Genomic DNA, 22,408 nt, shown 5'->3' on the forward strand with positions numbered 1-22,408 from the left:
ACTAAATTTTGCTTTTCAGATTAGCCTAATCTATCGTCCATTAACGTTTCTTTTATTTGATCCGCTGGATAGTGCATGATCCAGTCAAGAATTGATAAATTTTTTACACATTCTTTCTCATTTTTCACATAATAGACAGGATGAATGAAATTTTGATATACGACTTCAATATCTTCTTTATGAAACAATTCTTCTTCCAAGTAATCCTTTCCGCTATTTCCGCTTAAATAGCATGTACCGCCAGCTTGCTTAATTAAGCTGACTAATCTCTTAGTTTTTCCAAAGGATGTTTTAAACTCAGTGGAAAGTTGTGTTTCTCCTTCATAGTTTAAATAATGTAAGATCAATTCAATTAAATGAATATTTAAATCTACTAACAAAGCGTGTTCTTTTTGATATGCCTCTTCCAACAGTGGGAAGAAATCTTGAAAGTGCCGAGTTTTTTTATAAACTTCCGAGATTTGCTTCAAATGGTTCCTTTTCCATTTTTGATTTGGGGAATGATAACTGATTACTTTTTCATGTAACATTTCAGGTTTTTTTTGAAGTGGCACAGTTAGCCTTGACTCTTTTCCGTCAGCACCTAAAATATATGTTTTATTTTGAAAATTACTTGAAGAGTATTTCACATCCAATAGATATATAAATACATCCGATTGAAAAATCTTGTGAATCAATCCGATCCAAGGCAGGAAATTAGGCTGGTGAATTGTGACTATCTTCTGTTTTTCCACCTACAGAACCTCTATTGAAAAGATTAGTAGGAATGTTTCCGCGTATTTACAATTCACTTGGGAACCCCTCCAACTACCGATATGCTCGGCATTAACTAAGTAATGCCCCATATAACCGGATAACTGTGATTGGAACAAGGTAATCATACGTTTTTTATCTTCCATAAACTCTGTAATATCACTATAAATATTCGGGTGAAATTGATTGGCGGCGATGTTATTATTTTGGTTAATTTGTTCAAATTCATATAGAGTAAACTGTTTTTTCCTAAAACAGCTTCTTACGACCTTAGATAATTTTTGATGATCTTGATGACTGTCATTCATCCAATGTGTGTAGACTTCGTCAGGATTGATCTTTTCAATGATTTCATCGAGCTCTTTTATTAATATATGCATAGGAATATCCTCAACGTTTTTACCCTCGCTATATTTAGAGAACTGTACCTCATATCCAAAATTCCTTGATGACTCCATAGCCTCTTGTTTCCTGACCTTGATATTCGAAGGGATGGAAAATATGATGTTGATAATGTAATTTCCTTGATTCAGTAGCTTACGAATGGTACCGCCCATACTGATTTCCGCATCATCTGGGTGCGCTGTTACTAGCAATATTTTTTTCATCATGTTCCTCCATTTAGTGCTTGTTCAATGATAGATATCACTTGAAGTGTTATGTTCTTTCGTTCTCTGTACGCTGTTTTATTTTTCATTAAAATATGTTCCGAAAATTCAGTAATTTCATAAAGCAAACTATTATCACTAATGGGGTTGCTTATTGTTTCTCTAATGTTGTTACTGATACTGTGGTAACTAATTTTTCGAATATCGTATAATGAATGAAAACGCAACGTTCCGTTCTCTCCGTAAATTTCCGATATTGAATCATTCGTAAAATTAATTTTTGAAATCAACATGGTTATCTTATAATCTTTATATTCAAAAATGAGCGTACCGCCCAAATCAATATTTTTTACGATCATTTGTTTAAAATAAAAGCTGTTAACGGGAACACCGAATAATTGAATGGCTGCATAAATAGGATAAATTCCAATTGTCCTTAATGTGCCGCCACCATGATTTTTATCAAAAAGTGGAGCTTTTTCTCCTTTTAGTAAAGCCAAATACTGCTTGGAGTAGTTTTGATACTTTAGAGTTGCCCCATGAATTTTCCCTAACTTTTTAATGGCATTCTTTAAACTATGAAAGTTAGGTTCATAAATGGATCTTACTGCCTCAAACACAAAAACATTTTGTTTATCTGCAGCATCGAAAACTCGATTTGCTTGATCGGTTGTCATGAATGCCGTTTTTTCCACAATGACGTTCTTTCCATGCTCAATGGCCGCCATAGCTTGTTCATAATGGGAGGCATTTGGCGTAGCAATATAAACAGTATCCAGCTCCTCATCTTCAAAGACTTCATTCAGGGATCCATAAACTTTAGAAACTCCTTTTTCTTTTGCAAGCTCCTTGGCAAAATGAAATCTTCTCCCCCAAATTCCAATTACCTCTCCATTTGAACTTTCATTAATGGCATCGATCATTGCACAACTTATGGGACCTGAACCTACCACTCCAATCCTATTTTTAATTGCCATGTTCCACTGCCTGTTTACATTTCGCTACAATGTATTTCAGATCCTCATCGGATAAATCCAAGTGACATGGTAACGTGAAATGAGATTCACGAAATCTATCGGCATTCGGGAGAGAGGCAAGGGGATATTCCTCTAGCAATGTGGGCTGTAAATGTAACGGGACCCCATAACAATGCCCCGTGCTTATATGACCCTCTTTTAAATGCCTTTTAAATGTTTCGCATTGCTCTTTGCTTTTAGACATGACGATAATTTTATAAAATGAAGATTCATTGTGGTCAGATGAAGCTTGGAAGTAAAGACCGTGTTCTTGAAAAATATCTTTTAAATTCTCTTTATAGAAACGGAAGATTTCCTGCCTGACCTGGATCATCCCATAAGCTTCCTGAACTTGCAGATAACCAAGCAATGCATTAAATTCACTAAGAAGCATGTCACCGGATAATACTTGATTGACTGCACCATTTTCATTCCCATGGTGCCTTAACAACTCACAGTATTTGATTAAATCTATATCATCCGATGTAATGACACCGCCTGTGGCACTTGTAACAATTTTAGTGGGGTACATTGAGAAAACCCCAGCAAATCCAATTGTACCGGCTTTATATCCATTTATAGTGGCACCAAAAGCATGTGAAGCATCTTCGATTAGATAAAGATCATTCTCATCACAAAACTCTTTAATCTCAAAGATGTTATCAGGGATCTTTCCAGCAATATATGTAATTAGGACAACTTTCGTTTTAGGAGTCACGGCGTTCTTCAGGCTATTTAAATCCAAATTGAAATCCTCTAAATTAATGTCACAAAGAACGACTCTTCCTTTCGCATTTTTCACCGCATATACTGGAGAAATAAACGTATTGCTTGGCATGATCACTTCTTTGTCTTCAACATCCAGATACTTTAATATAATTTCAATGGCTGCCGTTGCACTAGAAAGTGCGACAGCATACTTAGAATCACTGTATTGTCTGACGCTTTCTTCAAATTTCCGGGTAAAATCACCTAGAATTAATCTGCCAGAATCCAAAATGTGCTCAATGTTTTTAAGGTATTCCCATTTTACCCAACCTGTTATCACTGGCTTTGTATTTACGATATTCTCCATAGAACTCCATCCTTTTTCCAAAATTAGATCTTCAAGTTAAGTGAGAAGCAGACAAATATAAAATTCTTACTAACCCAATGTTCAAGAAAAACACATTCTTGAATATTCAATGATTAATAACGACCATTTCCGATAATGTTCTTTCTATTTTAGAAATCAATTTGGTTTTCTCATAATTCAGGGCTAACAGCTTTACATTTTCTTGCATTTTCATATGCATTTGTTTGTCACTCTTCATTGCTTTTACATACTCTATCATTTTTGATATATCACTATATTCAAAACCATGGCCTGCGTGGTATTTTGTCATAACCTCATGTTGCCAGCCCTTATAGTTTATTAATGTTGGTTTTCCGGCGGCCCAAAAATCAAAAAGTTTATTTTGACTATTCCTATCCAATATTTCATTATTACGGACAAAACACAGACCCATATGACATACGGCCATTAATAAGTACGCCTCTTTTTTAGATACCTGATCAAGGAAAATAACGTTGTTTAATTTTTTGCTTTCTTTCACTTGAATTAATCGCTCTTTTTCCCTTCCATCCCCAACAATTAGATAGACAATATCAGGGTCATCCGTCTTTTCGGCAAGCTGTAAAATATAATCGATATTATTGATAAATCCTAATGTACCCGCATATAAACAGATAAACTTCGCTTTCAAGTCCAATTTTTCCAATGCTCCTTCCTTATCTTCGGAACAAATCCGAGAAAAATAGTCTATATCCGCAAAGTTAGTAACCGTTGAAATCTTTTCCTGTTTAACTCCTTTTTTCAATAAATCTTCTTTCATTCCAGGCGAAAGCACGATGATTTTATCAGCTGCGGAATAAATCATGCTTTCTAGCTTCAATAACACTCTCTTTAACCATTTATTTCTTATGATTCCCAGCTCAATAGGTATATCTGGCCATAAATCCCTTACTTCAAACACAAATTTGCTGCGCTTTACCTTAGCAAGAAGCATACCTATTAACCCAATCGTCAATGGAGTCGAGGAAGCATAAACAACGTCTACCCCTTTTTCCTTCACCCCAATAAAGAAACTCTTATACATATAATGAATGAACGATAGTAATCTTTTCAGGTAACCATATTCTTGTTTATATTTAGTTTTGGTTGATATTATCTTTATTCCCCCACACGAATCTGTGGCATTTCCGGTGATGATGGTGACTTTATTATTTTTAGAAACTAAAAATTTGGCTATTTCATAAGATCGAGTACTTCCTTTATCGGTATTAAAATATTGATGCAAATAAAGAATTTTCACTTTATCACTTCCTTATACCCAGTGTGAATCAGTTGATTTACTGATGATTGCGTTCACCTAGATATCAAATGTAACATCGAATATAGTTGAGCCCTGTCCCTTTTTTAGAATGGGTCGTTTTAATTTTGAAACCCACTAGATAAACCTTATCGCCAATAAGATAAAAAGGGCTTCCCCATCTGGCATCATTGTTTTTTCCTCTCTTTAGGTTGGTTCCAGTCAAGGAGGGCTGAGATCGCAATCCAGTTATCCAGGCGGTTGTGAACCGTTTTGTCTTGTACATGGATTTCACGTCCAACTTCGGTAAATATGTTATTCCTTTCAATCACGTTATTTTCCATGTTCAAAGTGGTAATGGCATAGTCATTTGTAGGGCTGCCATTATTATGGGACCCCCTGATACCAATGCCCGCTTGAATAAACTTTTCGTCGGATTTGTTAATGTGGTTAATGATGTTTCCTTGGAGTTTGGTGAACTTATTGGAACTAAGAATCGCAATCCCATTGTTGAAGCTATTTTCAATGGTATTGCCCTCAATAAGTGCATTTTTGGTCACATGGATACTGATGCCTCCCCATTCCTCGACATTAGCCTGGACATTATTCACATAATTGCCTTTAATCACGACCGTTTGCAGGAATCCCATTTCCGTTTCAGAAAGGTCGTTAAATTGGGTACCGTTGACAGTAATGCCTCGTTCGCTGACTGTGGCATTTTTATCTATACCGTAATCCTCATAATCATTAAATGATTCACCATTAATTCTATTCCCTACAATCTTGATGTTGCTGGGTGGATAAGCTGAGACACTTCCTCCCTTGTAATCCAATCCTCCGACAATGATTGGAAAACGCGTATTTAAGATGACATTATTCGTGAAGGAAACATTATGGCCTGAATGGGTGTCAATCCCTTCCCATGATGGGTTATTCGCCACCACATTCCCATCAATTACGATCGTGTCACTTCGCGGAAACTTTGATTGAGTCATGACATCTCCCGCTTTGTCTTTCCGGTGGCTAAAGGCCATGCCATAGCTTTGCTTGGTATTTCCCACTGTCTCCCCAGGTCCAAGATCTCTCACCGTCGTATGCCTTACAGTCACGTTACTAGCAGAATACCCTCCGATGCCTGCATATCCAATATCTTTTATGATCATTTTGTTTCTTTTTCTTGAATCAGACCCTTTGACAGTGACTCCATTTACGTGTTCTAAATAAATGCCATATCCCTCATACCCGGTGATTTGAACATCTTCGATCAGGATATTTTGAAGCCTCTCCAAATCGTTCGTAACCGAATAGACAGACACCAAATCAGCCGTGGATTTGGATTGATCGATTGCAGTTACCTCGATCCCCCTGTTCCGTGCCGAATAATGGTTCCTCGGTTCACCAGTTCGGGGATCTTCCGTCCGTCTTTTCCCATCGAGTATCAGGTTCTTGACACCAGTATGACTCACCATGATTTTTATGGTGACAGCATCGCTTGTGGGCTGGGTACACATTGTCGTGACGGGCCTATCATTCTCTACCGTCCCTTCTAAAGTTACCCCTTCCTTCATCACAATAAAGGCACTCGCCGTGAACTGGCCTTTTGACAAACGAACCGTTCCTCGTTTCCCATTCGATTCATCTTGCGGGTAGACTGAAACCCTCGTAATGGCCTTATTAAGGATTCTCCGGATCGTTGTGGTGGAAGAGTTTGCTTCTAGTGACAACGTTTGTTTTAACTTCCCGTTATTGTCCAATAACTGAATCGAAGTTCCCGTTGTGGGACTGCAGACCTCGTTTGCCCCGATGGCAGTTGACTGGAAGGAGAAGAACGCCATGATAAGCACGGTAAATATTCCTGTTATTTCATATAATTGTTTCATCTGAAAACTCCCATGTCTTTTATTCATTTTTCGACAGTTGTTTTACACATTCCATGAGCCGATATCAAGGAAACCATAGTCGGCCTAGAAAAAAGGGGGGCATATCTAATGTTACATGGGAAGGAAGATGTCCATTTCTCAAAATCGACATAACATGTGTTAATCTTGGAACAGTTGCTTAAACGTACGGCTAATTCGACAATCTCCCCATACAAAAAAACCTTCAATCGAATATGGAATAAAGGGTTAAACCGGATTGTGATTGGGGAAAACAAACCTTCTTGCGTGCCTATTGAAAAGTGAATGGCCGGTTAATGCGTGCTTTATAAGGAATGTTCAGCGATTACGAGGGGGGACATCTGTCATTCAAAAGAAAAAGCCTTTCCCCGTTTGTTTACCGGGAAAAGGCTGCAGCTTAATATACTCTTTTTTATGTCTAGTTTAACGGGGTATGTATCGTTCTTATAGCCCCCGCAAAAGAAAAAGGAGGATATCCAACTTATCGTCAAATATCCTCCTATAGTTCACTGGTTCATTTGATCAAGAAAATCACCCAGGAGATCGTCGAGATTTTCCTCTTCCTCTTTCGGTTCGGGTTCTTTCACTTGTTGTTCAGTTTCATCCAAACTATTCCAATCAAAGTCATCCAGGTCTTTCTTAGGCAGGTCTTCCTGGACCTCCCCAGCTTCCGTTTCTTCAGGCTCGGCCTGCATATACGATTCCTCATTCAATACATTGCCGTTCAAAGAGGCAAGCAAGGCCGTAGCGCGTAAAGGATCGGATAAAAGGTTGTACATAATCGTTCCGAGCATAGCTTCTGAGTGGGAATGCTTGAGCCAATCACGCTGAGATTTGCTTAGCTTGTTCGGCATGGGCAGGGCAATCATTTCCCGATCCTGATGGGTGGATTGCCCGACTCCATCGAGAACATACTCGGCAATTTTACTGGAAAAATTCCTTCTTTCCGTTTCCTTCAATTTCTGCAGCTGTCTTAACGTATAGTCTGATACATCCGAAGGGATACGAAAAGTGATGGCTTGCCCTCTTTTAATTTCAGAAGAAGCTGTTTTTTTCATTCTCTCACCTATTTAATGGAGCCCGATCTTTGTTCTTTCTTCTTTTGCTGGGACTGATTCTGTTCCTTTGCATTCCGGCGGTTAAAATCCGAAATCAATTTATAATAGGCGTTTGCCATCATCCAAACGCTTTCCCGCTCATCTTCGAAAAAGTCTATGTTATAGCCATCGAAATTTTGATTCAATGTTTTCAAGTAATCTTTCAGGACAATCGATCCCCCGCCTACAAAATAGCAGATTTCCGTTTGTGAATTTTTTTGCCATACGTTGCGCAGGTGGCGATATTGCTTTTTGGCCAGTTCTCCCAAAATACGGTCAACGATATCATGGACGCTTGTCCGGCTTCCGCGAACCATAATATGATTGCGATCATTTTTCTTCGTGATGATTTCAACGACATCGCGCCTGCTGTCCAACTCGACACCATGTTTCTTCCTGATTTCTTCGCGAATTGCTTCAAGAGCTTCAGCTACTCCTAAATTGAATCCTTGTGCCTTGTCATCGTCAACTTTACGATTTTTAATGACCGCGATATCTGTCGATAGACCACCGATATCCTGAATGAGGATTCTTCTATCTATTAATTCACGGTTAATGATATTCAAATCTTTATCCATGACCAAATTTATGTATGCTGCAAAGCCCTCTGGATAGACCTTCACTTCATCGAATTTAATATTAACTTTCAACCCTTGGTATTTAGGGGTAATTAAAAATTCCACCTGATGGACAGATCCGAGTAATTTCGACCGATACCCGACGTCTTTTCCTTCTTTAACCTCACGAAGAGGCAAGCCTGTTCCAAGTGTATAATTGGCTTCCACAACATTATTAACTTTTTTGAATGTATCATTGTTCCCCTGTTTGGCAGCGTCTAATGCCAGAGCCGCAAAAAGCATGACCAATGTTTGATCTTCTTCTGATTTGCTGCTTCCCAAATCCAATTCGGTAGGATTATCGCTTTTTGTCGCTAAGTTCCCAACGCGATAAATAGCATTATTATCTTGAAGGGCTGGTGAATGAACTCTGATATGAATCCCTTCCAATGGGTTTTTTTCATCAAGTTCCTCAATCCCGATAACTGGACGATCCTCTATGTCTTTTGCAATGACGTTCGGTATATAAAGTTCAGACTCTAGCTTTCCAAAAATAGCCTTGATAGCATCATTTCCTACGTCTATTGCTGCGATTCTAGAACTCATCTAAAAACATCCCCTTTTTAATAGAAAAAAATTTAAGTGAAGCCTTCCCTTTAAGAATAGGAAAAGTTTCCACGATAGTCAATCCTTCATTAGTTGTAGCTATATTTGTCGAATTGTTTTCAAATTGTTTACAATAGGAACAAATATGTATACACCTTATATATAGCCATGTGTACGTATTTGTAATCATGTATACATATTTGTGTACAATACATCTATTTTTGTTTACATGTACGCATTTTTGTAAACAAGACAAATGATATATTTTTATACTCTTTCTTCTTACAAAAATAAGCGGATAAAAAGCGAATTTGCGCATGGTAATAAATGGCCAATTCAACTAGTGAACTATATGGAGGTATTCAACTGACTGAAAAAAATACAGCCCTCCCTGATTTCCGGAACCGAATTGGCTAAGTTAACTTCTTTTTCCAAACTAGATACAGACATAACCACTGATGTCTTAATAGTGGGCGGCGGAATTACCGGAATCACATCTACTTATCTACTAGCCAAGCAAGGTGTGAAAGCCACATTCATTGAGGCAGATGAGACCCTTAATGGAACAACAGGCCACACAACCGCAAAAATCACGGTGCAGCACGGCTTGATTTACGACCAATTTATTACTGATCACAGTGAGGAATGGGCCAGACTATACTATATGAGGCCAACACTGAAGGAACGGAGCTATCAAAGGATTGATAGAAGAACATTCTATTGAATGTACAAGATGCTTATGTATACGCAAATACTAATGTTTGGTCCTCCTCTGATTTACTGCTCCCCAAATCTAGTTCTGTTGGGTTATCACTTTTTGTCGCTAAATTTCCGACACGATAAATGGCATTATTGTCTTGCAAGGCTGGTGAATGGACTCTAATATGTATCTCTTCCAAGGTTTTTTTACATCGAGTTCTTCGATTCCTATGACTGGCCGATTTTCATGTCTTTTGCAATGACATTTGGCATATATAGTTTTAGGCTCTAGCTTTCCAAATATAGTTTTAATCGCATCATTTCCTACGTCTACTGCTGCGATTCTAGAACTCATCTAAAAACACCCCCTTTTTCATAGAAAAAATTAGGTGGAGCACTCTCGATAGAAGAGATTTCTATATTAGTCGATGCTTCATTAGCTGTAGCTTTATTTTCATTTGTCGAATTGTATTCATTTTTGTATACATTAGGAACAAGCATGTATACACCTTATATATAGCCATGTGTACGTATTTGTAAACATGTATACATATTTGTGTACAATGCATCTATTTTCGTTTACATGTATACATAATTGTAAACAAACCAAATAATGTATTTTTTCAATCTTTCTTCTTACAAAAATAAGCGTATAAATAGCGGATTTGGGTATGGTAATAAATGGACAATTCAACTAATGAACTGTATGGAGGTATTCAAATGACTGAAAAAAATACAGACCTTCCCCGATTTCCGGAACCGTATTGGCGCAGTGAGTTAACTTTCCCTTCTTTTTCTAAACTAGATACAGACTTAACAACTGATGTCTTAATAGTGGGCGGCGGAATTACCGGAATCACATCTGCTTATCTACTAGCTAAACAAGGGGTTAAAGTCACACTGATTGAAGCAGGCGAAATCCTTACTGGAACGACAGGACACACTACGGCAAAAATCACGGCTCAGCATGGCTTGATTTATGACCAGTTGATCACTGACCATGGTGTCGAGAAGGCCAAACTTTATTATGAAGCCAACGCAGATGGAATGAAGCTGATCAAAGACTTGGTAGAAGAACATTCGATTGATTGTAATTTGACTGAACAGGATGCCTATGTGTACGCAAATACTGAGGAATATAAAAGCAAAATTCAAAATGAATTGAAAGCCTATCAAAAACTCGGCATTCGCGGGGATTATGCGGAGAATATCCCTTTCTCCATTCCTTGTAAAGCTGCTGTGATAATGAAAGATCAAGCACAGTTTCATCCGTTAAAATACTTAACTGCCCTCATTTCAACCATTCTCGAGAGCGGTGGCACCATTTATGAACGGACAACGGCCATGAAGATCGAAGACGGCGATCCACCGACCGTTCAGACCGATACTGGACATACAATCAAAAGCAATCAGGTCATCGTTGCCTCCACACTTCCCCTTTAATGATGAAAAGGGCTTATACTTTGCCCGTGTTCATGTAAGTAGGTCCTATGTGCTTGGCATCAAGACTGAACAGGAGTATCCAGGCGGGATGTATTACAGTGCCGACAGCCCTAGCCGCTCCCTTCGCTATACCGAATTGGACAATGGGGAAAAACTTATACTTGTTGGCGGAGATGGCCATAAAACAGGCCAGGGAATCTCGACGATCGAGCATTATGAAGCACTGAAGGACTTCAGTGCCCAGTATTTCGATGTGAAAGACATTCCCTACCGCTGGTCGGCACAGGATATTGTGACACCAGATAATATCCCCTTCGTCGGTCCAGTGACATCCAATCAGCAAAACGTCCTGATAGCTACCGGCTATGCGAAATGGGGAATGACGAACGGATCGATTGCCGCCAAGATCTTAACTGACCGGATTTTACAAAGAGCTAACCGGTATGCAGAATTGTATGATCCTGCCCGTTTAAAAGGCGTGAAGAATATTCTTCAAGATAATGCTGATGTGGCGAAGCATCTGATCAAAGGCAAATTGGCTGTCAATCATAAAACGCCGGAAGACATAGGAATTGATGAAGGAGCAATCGTGAAGGTGAATGGAGACAAAGCTGGGTGTTACCGTGATCATGATGGCCAGCTTCATATCGTTGATTCCACATGTACACACATGGGGTGTGAAGTTGCCTGGAATAGCGGCGACCGTACTTGGGATTGCCCATGCCATGGCTCCCGCTACTCCATCGCTGGTGAAGTGTTGAATGGCCCTGCTGTCGAACCATTGAAGAAAATTCGCTGACTGCCAATTTGTGATTTATCTAATAGTCGACTGGGCCCACCGTTTTCCTTATACTGAAGTTACTGCATAGTTGAATGGCTGCAAATAACTCTGAAAAGGATTGAATTGAACATGAACGGTAAAAACCGGAAAGATATTACCCCAGGTGCCTCTGTGGACATTGTACTTAAAGCAGATCAACGCACCGGAAAACTGACAAGCGGCACTGTAAAGGATATTTTAACCAACTCCAGCACCCACCCTCATGGTATTAAAGTAAGATTGACTGATGGCCAGGTGGGCAGGGTTCAAGTCATTCATAAGTAATGTGCACTCGGTCCAGGCCGAGTGTTTTTTTTGTGATTGTTCGATGAATTAATGACAATGGGGATATTTCAATCATGTTTCCCATTCATAATTCGTACAATAGGGGTGAGATTATCTATTTCAAAAGGCTGGTGTCAAAATGAATCAAGAATACAATGCCCCCAATAGGGATTATTACCGAAACGATGAACATAAATTGAAAGTTTCCGGCTCAGAGACGCTATCTGCCGCTCCGGATCAAGCCACAATCACCTTAGGAGTCATAACAGAGGATAAGGACCCGCAAAAGGCCCAGCAAGCCAATTCCCAAGCAATCGCAAATGTCATCGCATCACTTAAATCCGCAGGCATTCCCGAAGAGCAATTGAAAACGAGTGATTACAGAATCGATCCACAATATGATTATATTGACGGAAAAGAAATATTCAAGAACTACAAAGTCCAGCACATCATACAAGCCCAAACGACAGACATCGAAAAAATAGGCAGCATAATCGACACGGCCGTCAGAAGCGGCGCCAATTCAATCACCAGCATCCGCTTCTCTTTATCCAATCCAGAAGCATACTATAACCAGGCACTTTCTCTCGCTTTAAAAAATGCATATGAAAAAGCACTCTCCATGGCTCGAACACTGGGAATCTCGTTGAACCCAGTCCCTAATAAGGTTGAAGAGCTATCCGAAACGGCAACCCCAATGCTTTATCAAACAAGTACCTTTTCAAAAATGGCGTCTACCCCGATTCAGCCTGGTGAATTGAACATCACTGCCTCAGTAAGGGTGGAATACACATACTAGCACTCACTACATTCCATCCTAAAAACTCCCCTTGGCAAACCCAAAGGGGGATTCAGACTGTAGACGACAAATTAGAGAAAAACCAGTTTACTTTCAAAAAAGTTCCAGCTGATTTCAGAAATCCGCTCCCTTTCCGCCGACTGTCTGCCAAGCCTCCTCGCCGACAAGCGTCTCCGGGGTCTCGGCTAGCCAGTTATTCGGCAGGAGTGTCGCAAATTTCTTCAATCTATGAAGGTTTCATTCGTATAATCAAGTAAGAAGCATGACGGATAATTCAGTATTCTAATATAATCATGGTACAAGGATGGAGCATTCCGGCCCTCCTTTTGTCGCAAACGGAACCCCCCTTGGTAGCCCATAGGGGGGTTTTCACTTTAAAAGACTACCGTTTTATTTTCATGAACGAGGACGCGGTCCTCCAAATGCCATTTAACGGCACGTGCCAACACTCTCCGTTCAGCTGAACGACCGATTTTCTTCATATCCCCTGCAGAATCACGATGATCCACACGTTCAATATCCTGCTCGATGATTGGACCTTCATCCAAATCATTCGTCACATAATGGGAAGTCGCCCCAATCAGCTTAACACCTCTGTCATAAGCTCTTTCATAAGGCTTGGCACCAATGAATGCAGGTAAAAATGAATGATGTATATTGATGATTTTGTTTGGATGGGCGGCAACAAAATCCGGCGTCAAAATCTGCATATACCTAGCCAGTACAATTAAGTCCACATTGAATTCTTCCAGAAGTCCAAGCTGTTTCGTCTCCACTTCCTTACGTATATCCTTATTTGCAGGAATATAATAAAACGGGATGCCCATCGATTCGACAATTTGCCTGGTATCTTCATGATTGCTGATGACTAGCGCAATATCAGCTAATAAATCCCCACTTTGCCACTCCCATAGCAATTCCAAAAGGCAATGCGGTTCCTTGGAAACGAAGATTGCCGTCCTCTTCAGATCACTCACATGGTTAAATGTCCATTGCATTGAAAATGCTGTCGAAACTTCCTGGAATGCCAGTTGCATATCGGCTGCCTTGTCCTTTAATCCTGGACAATCGAATTCAATCCTGGTGAAAAAGGTACCGCCCTCAGGATTCATCGAATATTGACTCAATTCAACAATATTTGCATCATATTCTTTTAGAAAGGCTGTAACTGTTGAAACAATTCCCGGCTGGTCCGGACATTTTATTATTAAACGGCCTCTATCTTGATTTTTCTCGCGAAACTCCTGTAACTGCTCTTGCACAAAGTTGCTCACCATTTTCCCAACTGCCCTTCTTCTATTTTGCTATATTATACTTCAATTCATGGCCAAAATTAAAGTAAGTCAATCAATTCGGGATTTTGTTGGTAGCCACGACGATCTGAAGCATTCCACTATTATTACAACATACACAGATTACACAGTAGAAATAATTCAACGTATCTTATACAACACATTTAAAAATTTTTGCTTACAAGGATTTGTACCTTAATATCCTATCTATAACATCTTTCTCCTGTAAAAAAATTGGTGTTTATATTTAATAGAAATTAATAAAGGTTCCAATAATGAAATAAATTATTTATATATTGAAACTCTAAAAATCATTTCTTATGTTACGTTTGGGATGATTTTAGACAATATTAAAAAACTATCCAACCACTTGCTGGCAGCATTATTACAACATCTCTTATTCTGAGCTATACCTATTCCGGAAGCACAGTCGATATTATTCTTTCCAATTTAAACTGATTCGTGTTTGACGTTAAAACAAAACAAGGATGGAGTGTGAAAAAATAAATTGGTTACCTTAAAATTAAAAACTAAAGAGAAAGAACATATGGAGAAAGCTATACTTTTGTTAATCTTGGGAATAACAACTGGGTTAAAGAAACAAATAATTACTATAGATGAAGGTGAAAAACTAATTTTCAGTCCTTATGTTATAGATTTATTAAGTGATTATAATTTAGATCCCAATATTGTTGATTTAATACATCTGGGAACGGAATTAGAAGATATACTTTCTATAATACCTGAAACACTTAATAATAAGTTTGAAGAAATACATGTCAATACTTTATCTGTACTCGAGCAGAAAAAGCGATTTCAATTAACAGAACATTTGTTGGATGTTTAAATATTATTTAATACCAAACTCGAGATTGTTATGTAAGTTAAAACAACTAGTGGTCCTTAAACTTATATGCATTCTAAGGAGAAATAATATGAAAACCTTTAGTCCAATAGGAGCTTTAATAGCAATAGTTATAATATTTATAGTTGGCTTTCTTCTTTTTAAAATTGTAAGAAAATTCAAAAAATAAGAGAAAGTTTTAAATGCGACAAATTGGGATAAGCCGCTAGAGATTAAAAACTTTAATAGGGTAGGGTGAAATTAAAATGGATGTATCGTCTTCTTACTTTATATTTGGTTTAATAAACATGATTTTAATGGTTGTATCTATACCAGCCATCATATACGCTTTGTATTTATTACGTAAAATATCAAAAAAATAAAGAGAAAAAAGGAAGAGGCGTTTTTGCCGTTACTTTTCCTTTTTTGTTCACTTGTTTCCACAACCTGGACTTTTCTGGATTACTTATTTAGAAGTCAAATAGGGTAAACGTTTATGTAAATCAAACTCATCCCTTGGTTTTTATGCGTCGAACTCATCTAAGATCTATCCCTTAATTCATAGTTTAACCCCTAAAGAATATAGTACTGGAATAACTGTAAATAGACTATAAATCTAGAAAACGCTTAAATCGCCTACTCATTTGTTTCTTGGCTACGGCAAATGCAGTGGAGATCCAAATGATAAGGCAAGTTATTATGATATCGAAACAGTTAGGTTATTGAAAAGGATTGAGAGGGCAATACATGAATGAAACAATTGTGAATTGGTTTGATGTAGGATATCAAATTACCATATTCATATTATTGGTTGCTTTAATTTCTTTCATTGTCTATTTGGTAAAAAGAAAAAAGCGTAATAAAAAATCCAACTTTTAATATCCAAGTTTAGAGATGTAGTGGCGGAAATTTCGTAAATCAAAGTGAATGAAGGTCTAAAAGCCCCCCTTCTCTAACAGGGGGAGTAATCGTAAAAAGAACTAATATGATATTGAAACGAGGTATCTCAGTTTAGAGATGCTTTTTTATTTATTATTTATTTTTTTTCACCTAGACTTGCCGCTAGAGATAAAAAGATATAAGGGAACGCCAATAAAATTAAATCCGGAAATCCATAGCCAATAAACACTAAGTTATAATCTGGATGTTCATCCATATAATAACCGGTTCCCGCCATATAAAATCCAACAATCAAATAAGTAATGAAAGATATAGTTAAAGTACTTATAGTTAGAGCGTTTAATTTTATAGTAACTACAATTAACGTAAAGTAAACTAAATAGACAATCCCTAAAATAATTAACAGTAAAAAAATATAACCTGGATCAAATATCGCTTGATTCGAACTGCTAAACATATGAAATCACCTCTTATTTCAAATAAAAATTAATGTAGCCCTACTACTTTGGGTTACATTTGTTTTTATAGGTTAATACTAGCGATAAATCTGGACGCCAAGGTTCTAAGTTCCAAGGTGACTTGTAAATTGTTAATGGATTTACAGCATGACAAATGAATTGATCTTTAATTCTTCCTTCTTTTGAACTTGATACATGGGATTTAAATGAAGCATCAGCTTTTAATTCAGCCCACATATCTTTTATTAATGAAGATTGAATTGTAATAATTTAATCGTATATAAAAGTAAATTGTTTAAAGTTCCAACATTGGAACAATGGGTTTCATTTTTGAGTAAATAAAGAGAAAGTGATGATATGAAATGAGGGTCTTTTATTTCAAGAGTCACTAGTTCTACTTTAGTAACTCTTGCAAAATCAAATGGAGTTTCCATTTTATAAAGCTATCCTCTATTCATATTTCATAGGTTTTACTCGCGGAAAAGTCTGCCTGATCACGGTCGACTTTTTTATATGGAAATGGAAGTGACCTAGTTATGAGGATGAAAAGATACCAGTAGTTCTCATCCTCTATTAATAGGCACTATCATTCTTCCAATAAATAACTGGGGAATTTAAAGGAAATGAAGGCAAAGGCCGAGAACCTTTATGAAACGCATAGTGAAGGGGGATTCTTGAATGAAATGTCGGTATGCTCTGGACTACCTTTTTTATTTCAGTTTTATTTTCCCTAGTTAATAAGGTTATTCACTGCCTCATAAGGGTATAGACCATTCTATTAGTTTTTTTTCAAAGGGGGAAATGAAATTATCATGAAATCATCAGTTACATTCATTGTATCCATTCTGGCTGTTCTTGGTCTTCTGTCCGGCTGTGCTGAAAAGGACCAGCTGGAGGACGGGAGTAAGCTGATCAATGAGGACCAGTTTGTTTTCGCTGCCTCAGGTGAATTCAAGCCATTCAGTTATGTCAATGATGACATGACTGTAACCGGGTTCGATATTGAAGTTGGCGATGCCATTGCAAAGGAACTCGACCTAGAGCCAGTGCCTAAACGGATAAAGTTCAAAGGTATCGTGGAAGGTGTTAAAACCGGTCGGGCAGATGCCGCGGTTGCCAGTCATACAATCAATGAACAACGAAGTAAACATGTTGCCTTCTCGACCCCATATTACTACTCAGGTCCTCAAATTTTCGTCCGTTCGGATAGTGATATTAAAACGGTTGAAGATTTAAAAGGTAAGGAAGTTGCGGCTTCTAAAGGCTCTACGTACGCAACCACAGCAGAAAAATATACAACCAATGTAAAAACCTACGATAGTGATATCACCGCCCTGAAAGCATTGAGCGGAGGACGTCATGATGCCGTCATCACCGACTTCGTAACCGGTAAGGAAGCGACCAAGGAAGGTTTCGACATCGAAGGAAGGCAATTGATCGAACGAAGCGAGCAGGCCATCGTACTGCCTAACGACAACCCTCAGCTGCTTGCACGCATCAACGAAGCACTTGAAAACCTCCGGGAAGATGGAACGCTTGCGGAAATCAGCAAAAAATACTTTGGCGAGGACATCACAACTAAGCCTGAATAAAGATTGATAGAAAGGGAGTCATTACATTGCCAAGTTTTTCACATTTTTTTGATACATTATTTAGCTCCTCGGACGTATTCATCCGAGCCATGCTCCTCACATTGGAACTGACGGTAGTCTCCATATTGGTAGGTATCGTCATCGGGTTGCTATTTGCACTTTTAAAAATATCCAATATAAAAATTCTTGCATGGATTTCAGATACATATGTATTCCTGGTACGTGGAACACCACTTATCGTACAGATATTCATACTCTATTTCGGTATCAGCAACCTCTTCTTACTGCCTGACTTCTGGGCGGCGTCACTTGCCCTAGCCTTCCATAATGGGGCTTATATCTCAGAAATCCTACGTGGTACGATTCAATCCATCGACAAAGGCCAAATGGAGGCCGGACGCTCCCTTGGCATGAGCAATTCGCTCACATTAAGAAGAATCATCTTACCTCAAGCTTTCCGTCGTGCATTGCCGCCGCTAGGCAACCAATTCATCATCGGACTGAAAGATTCATCACTGGCAGCCTTCATATCCATGAATGAGCTGTTTAATGTTGCCACCACGTTAGGCTCTAATAATTTCGATGAGATGACTTATTTATTGATTGTAGCGGTCTACTACTTGATTCTTGTGGCATTCCTGACCATTATCGTCAATTTATTCGAAAAGAAACTGTCCATTAGTGATCGATAGGGGGAATTGAAATGGAACAAAAAGAAATGATTCGCATTAGGAACTTAAATAAATCGTATGGAGACCTACATGTACTCAAAGATATTGATATGAAGGTATTGGATAGCGATGTTGTCTGTCTGATTGGACCAAGCGGTTCCGGAAAAAGCACACTTCTCCGCTGTTTGAATTATTTGGAGAAGAAAGACAGCGGGCAAATCCTTATTGAAGGAACGGAAGTCAATCCGGGTACCCATGATATTAATAAAATCCGTGAGAAAGTCGGAATGGTTTTTCAGCATTTCTATCTCTTCCCTCATATGACCGTACTTGAAAATGTCATTGAAGCACCTACTCACGTCAAAAAGATCCCAAAGGCCCAGACGATTGAAGAAGCAAAAGCATTGCTTGCCAAAGTCGGCTTATCAGATAAAGCGGATGTTTATCCAAGCAAGCTCTCAGGTGGGCAGAAACAGCGTGTTGCCATAGCCCGCGCCCTTGCCATGAAACCTGATATCCTACTCTTTGATGAGCCAACCTCGGCTCTTGATCCCGAACTTGTCGGGGAGGTTCTTGCTACGATGAAGGAACTTGCCTTGGAAGGGATGACAATGGTAGTCGTTACACATGAAATGAGCTTTGCACGTGAGGTTGGGGATTGGATTGTCTTCATGCACAATGGGAGGGTTGTCGAAAGCGGCCCGCCAAAAGAATTCTTCACCAATCCAAAAGAAGAGCGTACAAAAGAATTCTTGCAAACGACAGTCTTTTGATTTGAATTCTAAAATCTATCTAATAGCGAGAGCAATTCGTCGTCTTCACGGATAATCTGTCCTAGAGCGTGGACAATCATTATAAGCAATACAGGCATGATTCCTGTATTGCTTATTTTGCATATAAAAACCGTTCTTGTTTTCTATAATTGCCAGTTAGGTAGTTTGCCCATTTATATGTTCAAGGTTTCTGGGATATTTTCGATCTGACTGTACAAACTATATACTTGATGAATTGTTTCAGAACGTATCCCAAAAACCCTGATTCCGGCTCGAACATGGAAAAATATCTGTATTTATGGTATATATACAGGTAAAATTAAAAGAAGTATATAAATGAAAGAGGTCGAATTCAGTTGGAAAATAACTCTTCGAATTTTATTAAAAATATTATAAAAGATGATCTAGAGTCCGGAAAACATGATCATGTCATCACCCGCTTCCCTCCTGAACCAAATGGGTATTTACATATCGGGCACGCCAAATCAATCATTTTGAATTTTGGGGTGGCTGATGATTTCAATGGGAAAACAAACCTTCGTTTTGATGATACGAATCCATTGAAAGAGGATATTGAGTTTGTCAATTCCATTAAGGAAGATGTAAAATGGCTCGGTTATGACTGGGATAACCTGTTCTTCGCTTCCGACTATTTCGATGAAATGTATAAAAGAGCAGTGCTGCTCATCAATAAAGGACTGGCATATGTGGACGACCTTAATGCCGACCAAATTCGTGAATATCGCGGAACGCTTACCGAGCCGGGGAAGGATAGCCCCTACCGCAATAGAACCGTCGAGGAAAACCTTGAACTATTTGAAAAGATGCGCAGCGGTGAATTCGGGAACGGCACAAAAGTATTGCGTGCAAAAATCGATATGAGCTCGCCTAACATTAATTTGCGCGATCCCGTCATATACCGTATCTCCCATACGGAACATCATAATACCGGCAACAAATGGTGCATCTATCCGATGTATGCCTTTGCCCACCCAATTGAAGATGCCATCGAGGGAGTCACCCACTCCATTTGTACGCTTGAGTTCGAAGATCAACGCCCTCTTTATGACTGGATCGTTGAAAACTGTGAAATGGACAGCAAACCAAAACAATATGAATTTGGCCGTCTTAACCTGACCAATACAGTAATGAGCAAGCGAAAACTGAAGCAGCTTGTGGATGAGGGCTTCGTGGACGGCTGGGACGACCCACGGATGCCTACCGTTTCAGGCCTACGTAGACGCGGGTATACACCCGAAGCGATTCGTGCGTTCTGCCAAGAGATAGGTGTCGCAAAAACAAGCGGTGTCGTAGACTCTCAAATGCTCGACCATTTCGTACGGGAGGACTTAAAACTGAAGGCTCCGCGGACCATGGCTATCCTAAACCCGCTTAAAGTGGTCATCACCAACTATCCGGAAGGTGAGATTGAATGGCTGGATGCTGAGGTCAATCCGGAAGTTCCGGAAATGGGTACACGACAAATTCCGTTTTCACGTGAAATATATATCGAACAGGACGATTTCATGGAAAACCCGCCGAAAAAGTATTTCCGTCTTTTCCCGGGCAATGAAGTCCGTTTGAAACATGCTTATTTCATTAAATGTGAAGAAGTGATAAAAGACGAAGCCGGTAACGTCATTGAACTTCGCTGCACATATGACATTGAAACGAAGAGCGGATCGGGTTTCACTGGCCGTAAAGTAAAAGGGACATTGCACTGGGTCGAAGCTTCACAAGCCGTTTCAGCAGAATTCCGCAACTTCCAGCCTTTAATTTTGGATAAGGAAACTGATGAAGAAGAAGAAAAATCATTCTTGGAGCGGGTAAACCCTGATTCCATGGAAATTTTACAAGGATTTGTCGAGCCCAACATGAAAGATGTTAAGCCTCAGGAAAAATTCCAATTCTTCAGGCATGGCTATTACAATGTTGATTCAAAACTCACTACTGCCGATCACTTGGTTTTCAACCAAATTGTTGGTTTGAAAAGTTCCTTCAAGTTATAGAATCACTGAAAAGAACCAGATTCCTAGCGGGATCTGGTTCTTTTTCACTCTCTGCACCTTTATATCATTTTCTCTCGTAAAGTTTGATCCCTTGCTTGGAAAGAGCTTGTTTAAGAGTACTATGTGTCGAAACCTGACTAAAATCAAGACCTAACTGAATCGATGTCTGGGCCACTTCAGGACGAATGCCGGAAATGGTCGATTGAATGCCTAATAGGTTCAGGGTGCTTATCAATTGATAGATCTGTTGGGCAACCATCGTATCTAAAATGGAGACTCCCGATAAATCGATGAATAAGTGAGAAATATTTTTGATAATGCATTTGCTTGGAGTCGTATCCAATATTCCCTTTGCCCGGTAGGTATCGATATCACCGATTAACGGCAATACCGCAATGGCATCAATAATGGGAATGACAGGTGCGCCCAGTTCATTAATCAGATCCTGTTGAGCTAATAATCGTTCTTTTGTCAAAAGATAATACTGCTCAGTGAACTCACGGTTCAATTGATCGAATGCACGATTAATAAGCCGGCTCCAACGGATGATCGTCGCCTTCGTGATTCCCGTATCATCCTTTAGCATATAATCAGTGATAAAGCCCCAATATGCTTCCCGCACCTTATTAAGTGCTTCCAACACTTCGTAAATGGGTGTGTCCGATTCAACCCTGCTTTTCGCAACAAGTGTGGCCCACTGTTCCATTGTTTCGATGAAAACAGTTTTATCTTCATGTAAAGCACTGGTCACTGTTTTGATGGTCAATGTATTCTGTTCCCTAAGAAGCTTTTCGATTTCCTCATTAGAGTCCATTGAATAGATGGAACCAAACTGCTTTTCCCTTAAAGCTAGCCAGTTTTCTGTAATATTGGAAGAATTATCAAGGATGTATCGATATAACTTTTCATCTATTTTATCCATTTGCGTTCCCCTCAA

20 protein-coding genes and 2 pseudogenes are annotated in these 22,408 nt (G+C 39.0%); 9 read left to right on the forward strand and 13 right to left on the reverse strand.

Annotated elements, in window-relative coordinates; all coding sequences use genetic code 11:
* Nucleotides 1–20 precede the first annotated feature (20 nt).
* The 8 genes from ABIE66_RS27350 to ABIE66_RS27385 all read right to left on the reverse strand — a co-directional run bounded on the left by ABIE66_RS27350 (nt 21) and on the right by ABIE66_RS27385 (nt 8,886).
* Nucleotides 21–734, reverse strand: coding sequence for a WbqC family protein (locus ABIE66_RS27350; protein WP_370016906.1), 714 nt, complete (start codon nt 732–734; stop codon nt 21–23).
* Nucleotides 735–1,361, reverse strand: coding sequence for a PIG-L deacetylase family protein (locus ABIE66_RS27355; RefSeq protein ID WP_370016907.1), 627 nt, complete (start codon nt 1,359–1,361; stop codon nt 735–737).
* Nucleotides 1,361–2,338, reverse strand: a complete 978-nt coding sequence (locus tag ABIE66_RS27360; protein WP_289327134.1) for a Gfo/Idh/MocA family protein — start codon at nt 2,336–2,338, stop codon at nt 1,361–1,363. The genes ABIE66_RS27355 and ABIE66_RS27360 overlap by 1 nt, the downstream gene beginning before the upstream one ends.
* Entirely contained in the window at nt 2,328–3,452 is a 1,125-nt protein-coding gene (locus tag ABIE66_RS27365) for a DegT/DnrJ/EryC1/StrS family aminotransferase (protein WP_289327135.1), read from the reverse strand. The genes ABIE66_RS27360 and ABIE66_RS27365 overlap by 11 nt, the downstream gene beginning before the upstream one ends.
* Before the next feature lie 106 nt (nt 3,453–3,558).
* Entirely contained in the window at nt 3,559–4,731 is a 1,173-nt protein-coding gene (locus ABIE66_RS27370) for a glycosyltransferase family 4 protein (RefSeq protein ID WP_370016908.1), read from the reverse strand.
* A 185-nt stretch (nt 4,732–4,916) separates the two neighbouring features.
* Nucleotides 4,917–6,608, reverse strand: coding sequence for a right-handed parallel beta-helix repeat-containing protein (locus ABIE66_RS27375; RefSeq protein WP_370016909.1), 1,692 nt, complete (start codon nt 6,606–6,608; stop codon nt 4,917–4,919).
* 524 nt (nt 6,609–7,132) lie between these two features.
* Complete coding sequence (locus ABIE66_RS27380) at nt 7,133–7,684, reverse strand: hypothetical protein (RefSeq protein ID WP_289327139.1); 552 nt, start codon at nt 7,682–7,684, stop codon at nt 7,133–7,135.
* A gap of 8 nt (nt 7,685–7,692) precedes the next feature.
* Complete coding sequence (locus ABIE66_RS27385; RefSeq protein WP_289314210.1) at nt 7,693–8,886, reverse strand: ParM/StbA family protein; 1,194 nt, start codon at nt 8,884–8,886, stop codon at nt 7,693–7,695.
* A gap of 409 nt (nt 8,887–9,295) precedes the next feature.
* On the opposite strand from ABIE66_RS27385, the gene ABIE66_RS27390 reads away from it, so the two are divergent.
* On the forward strand, nt 9,296–9,610 hold the full coding sequence (locus ABIE66_RS27390; RefSeq protein ID WP_370016910.1) for an FAD-dependent oxidoreductase: 315 nt from the start codon (nt 9,296–9,298) through the stop codon (nt 9,608–9,610).
* 16 nt (nt 9,611–9,626) lie between these two features.
* Here ABIE66_RS27390 and ABIE66_RS27395 read toward each other — a convergent pair.
* A pseudogene (locus tag ABIE66_RS27395) lies at nt 9,627–9,940 on the reverse strand (ParM/StbA family protein); the annotation flags it as partial.
* 365 nt (nt 9,941–10,305) lie between these two features.
* Here ABIE66_RS27395 and ABIE66_RS27400 point away from each other — a divergent pair.
* From ABIE66_RS27400 to ABIE66_RS27410, 3 genes and pseudogenes are all read left to right on the forward strand, one after another.
* Nucleotides 10,306–11,827, forward strand: a pseudogene (locus tag ABIE66_RS27400) (FAD-dependent oxidoreductase).
* Between the two features lie 111 nt (nt 11,828–11,938).
* Nucleotides 11,939–12,133 carry a YwbE family protein gene (locus tag ABIE66_RS27405; RefSeq protein WP_034316239.1) on the forward strand — a complete coding sequence of 65 codons (195 nt, stop codon included), beginning with the start codon at nt 11,939–11,941 and terminating at the stop codon, nt 12,131–12,133.
* Between the two features lie 139 nt (nt 12,134–12,272).
* Nucleotides 12,273–12,932, forward strand: coding sequence for an SIMPL domain-containing protein (locus tag ABIE66_RS27410; RefSeq protein WP_370016911.1), 660 nt, complete (start codon nt 12,273–12,275; stop codon nt 12,930–12,932).
* Nucleotides 12,933–13,306: 374 nt separating this feature from the next.
* Here ABIE66_RS27410 and purU read toward each other — a convergent pair whose 3' ends face one another.
* The gene (purU, locus tag ABIE66_RS27415) at nt 13,307–14,206 is read right to left on the reverse strand and encodes a formyltetrahydrofolate deformylase (RefSeq protein WP_370016912.1); all 900 of its coding nucleotides are present in this window, start codon (nt 14,204–14,206) and stop codon (nt 13,307–13,309) included.
* A gap of 565 nt (nt 14,207–14,771) precedes the next feature.
* On the opposite strand from purU, the gene ABIE66_RS27420 reads away from it, so the two are divergent.
* Complete coding sequence (locus ABIE66_RS27420; protein WP_323596424.1) at nt 14,772–15,071, forward strand: DUF3969 family protein; 300 nt, start codon at nt 14,772–14,774, stop codon at nt 15,069–15,071.
* A gap of 1,033 nt (nt 15,072–16,104) precedes the next feature.
* On the opposite strand, the gene ABIE66_RS27425 is transcribed toward ABIE66_RS27420, so the two are convergent.
* Both ABIE66_RS27425 and ABIE66_RS27430 read right to left on the reverse strand, forming a co-directional pair.
* Nucleotides 16,105–16,425 carry a hypothetical protein gene (locus tag ABIE66_RS27425; RefSeq protein WP_289314203.1) on the reverse strand — a complete coding sequence of 107 codons (321 nt, stop codon included), beginning with the start codon at nt 16,423–16,425 and terminating at the stop codon, nt 16,105–16,107.
* A 43-nt stretch (nt 16,426–16,468) separates the two neighbouring features.
* On the reverse strand, nt 16,469–16,663 hold the full coding sequence (locus ABIE66_RS27430; protein WP_353957648.1) for a DUF2599 domain-containing protein: 195 nt from the start codon (nt 16,661–16,663) through the stop codon (nt 16,469–16,471).
* A 575-nt stretch (nt 16,664–17,238) separates the two neighbouring features.
* Between ABIE66_RS27430 and ABIE66_RS27435 the strand changes: the two genes are divergently transcribed.
* The 4 genes from ABIE66_RS27435 (at nt 17,239) to ABIE66_RS27450 (ending at nt 21,471) form a co-directional block, all read left to right on the forward strand.
* On the forward strand, nt 17,239–18,018 hold the full coding sequence (locus tag ABIE66_RS27435) for a transporter substrate-binding domain-containing protein (protein WP_127777595.1): 780 nt from the start codon (nt 17,239–17,241) through the stop codon (nt 18,016–18,018).
* A 26-nt stretch (nt 18,019–18,044) separates the two neighbouring features.
* The gene (locus ABIE66_RS27440; protein ID WP_048685680.1) at nt 18,045–18,710 is read left to right on the forward strand and encodes an amino acid ABC transporter permease; all 666 of its coding nucleotides are present in this window, start codon (nt 18,045–18,047) and stop codon (nt 18,708–18,710) included.
* A gap of 11 nt (nt 18,711–18,721) precedes the next feature.
* Nucleotides 18,722–19,462 (forward strand): amino acid ABC transporter ATP-binding protein, encoded by a 741-nt coding sequence (locus ABIE66_RS27445; RefSeq protein ID WP_370016913.1) that lies wholly within the window; start codon nt 18,722–18,724, stop codon nt 19,460–19,462.
* A 356-nt stretch (nt 19,463–19,818) separates the two neighbouring features.
* Nucleotides 19,819–21,471, forward strand: coding sequence for a glutamine--tRNA ligase/YqeY domain fusion protein (locus ABIE66_RS27450; protein WP_370016914.1), 1,653 nt, complete (start codon nt 19,819–19,821; stop codon nt 21,469–21,471).
* A gap of 64 nt (nt 21,472–21,535) precedes the next feature.
* Here the strand turns inward: ABIE66_RS27450 and ABIE66_RS27455 are convergent, their stop codons facing one another.
* Nucleotides 21,536–22,393, reverse strand: a complete 858-nt coding sequence (locus tag ABIE66_RS27455; protein ID WP_289327146.1) for an STAS domain-containing protein — start codon at nt 22,391–22,393, stop codon at nt 21,536–21,538.
* Nucleotides 22,394–22,408: the final 15 nt, after the last annotated feature.

The sequence above is a fragment of the Peribacillus sp. B2I2 genome (assembly GCF_041261685.1).
In the GTDB taxonomy this organism is placed as follows: domain Bacteria; phylum Bacillota; class Bacilli; order Bacillales; family DSM-1321; genus Peribacillus.